Genomic DNA, 1,645 nt, shown 5'->3' with positions numbered 1-1,645 from the left:
AATGAATCAACCCCTAAGGGGAAAGAGTATTTGTCGGGGTGGACCCCGTGGCGTATTAAACGGTATTGGTTTTATGGGATAGTCACCCTTATAGCTCTAGGTGCCCCGTGGATAACTATAGAGGGGAATCACCTTTTCTTGCTTAGTTTTGATAAACTCAAACTCCATTTGATGTTTATTCAGTTCGATATGCAAGAGCTTTATTTGATGCCGTTCTTGCTCATGATCCTTTTTATCGGGGTATTCGGTATTACCGTATTGGGCGGGCGGGTTTTCTGCGGATGGATGTGTCCTCAGACCATTTTCCGTGTCGTGTATCGTGATTTGATCGAAACGAAACTTTTGGGACTTCGAAAACGGATCAAAAACAAACAGCAAGAGCCTGATTACTCTAAGTTTGAGAATAAGGTAAAACGTCTGGTAGGTATTTTACTCTGGACAGGGTTATCTTTTATTGCAGCTGCGGATTTGATGTGGTATTTCGTGCCGCCTGAAGATTTCTTTGCCTATATTCAAAATCCGATGGAACATACGGTATTGATGGGAACAATTATCTCTATTGTCCTCTTTTTAGTCTATGACGTCATTTTCTTGCAAGAGAATTTTTGTGTTTATGTTTGCCCTTATTCACGTATCCAATCCGTTTTATACGATGATGATACCGTTATGGCCATCTATAACCCGAATCGTGGTGGAGATATCTACAATGAGAATAAAGAGAAAATGTTTATCAAACAAAATGATCTTCTCTCGGTCAATCCTAAAGCAGAGTGTACAACTTGCGAGAGCTGTGTAACGGTATGTCCTACTCACATCGACATCCGAAAAGGGCTTCAACTTGAGTGTATCAACTGTTTAGAGTGTGTTGATGCGTGTACCGAGGTTATGGGTAAACTTGGGAAGCCGAGTCTGGTAGAGTGGTCAAGTGAAAAAGAGACCCTTTATATGAAAGGTAAAACACACTATTTCCGTCCCAAAATTTTGGGCTATATGGCGATCTTGATAATCGTCAGTGTTATTTTAGGGATGATGGGAAGTAAAAAAGAGTATATGCTCCTTAACATCAATAAAGAGAACCGTTTATATTCTATTCATGAAAATGATGAGGGAAAAATACAAGTCGACAATGCCTATACATTCTTGTTGCAAAATACCCTGAACGAAGACCATGAATATTATTTCGATATTGTTGCTCCTAAGGGAATGGAAGGAAAAATCAAAATCGGTGAACCTGAAAAACCGTTCAAGGTAAAACCGGGCATTGTTAAGAAAAAAGTCGTTGTTCTCTATACCGATGAAATGTTAGTGAATGATGAACGTAAAGATACCGTTATTCCGATTACCATCAATGCGTATGCCGTAGATGCAAAAGATAAAGTAACCGTAACACGACAATCAACCTTTACTTTCCCGCGTGCCGATTTATTAAAAGACGAAGAGGATGATAAAGAAGAGGATTAATCCTCTTCTCTTCACCTCCCCCTTTCCCCTCGTAATCTACCTTTTATAGTACAATACCCTCCATGAAAAAAATAGCAATTATCGGCGGCGGTGCAAGCGGTTTAATGGCAGCCCTATTTGCGGCACGCTCCGGAGCAAATGTCACTATTTATGAACATAACAGTAGCGTGGGCAAAAAGATATT

At 40.1% G+C, this 1,645-nt stretch carries 2 protein-coding genes; both read left to right on the top strand.

Translation table 11 applies throughout. The annotated features are described in order from the left end of the window. Positions 1 to 30: 30 nt before the first annotated feature. On the top strand, positions 31 to 1,461 hold the full coding sequence (gene ccoG, locus A2517_RS08455) for a cytochrome c oxidase accessory protein CcoG (protein WP_294896052.1): 1,431 nt from the start codon (positions 31 to 33) through the stop codon (positions 1,459 to 1,461). A gap of 53 nt (positions 1,462 to 1,514) precedes the next feature. After that, the coding region (locus A2517_RS08450) for an FAD-dependent oxidoreductase (protein WP_294896050.1) at positions 1,515 to 1,645 on the top strand (131 nt) is incomplete at its 3' end.

The sequence above is a fragment of the Sulfuricurvum sp. RIFOXYD12_FULL_44_77 genome, from assembly GCF_001830725.1.
GTDB lineage: Bacteria > Campylobacterota > Campylobacteria > Campylobacterales > Sulfurimonadaceae > Sulfuricurvum > Sulfuricurvum kujiense_A.
Note: the sequence above shows the minus strand (reverse complement) of the source record. Positions and strands in the feature narration are given on the sequence as shown.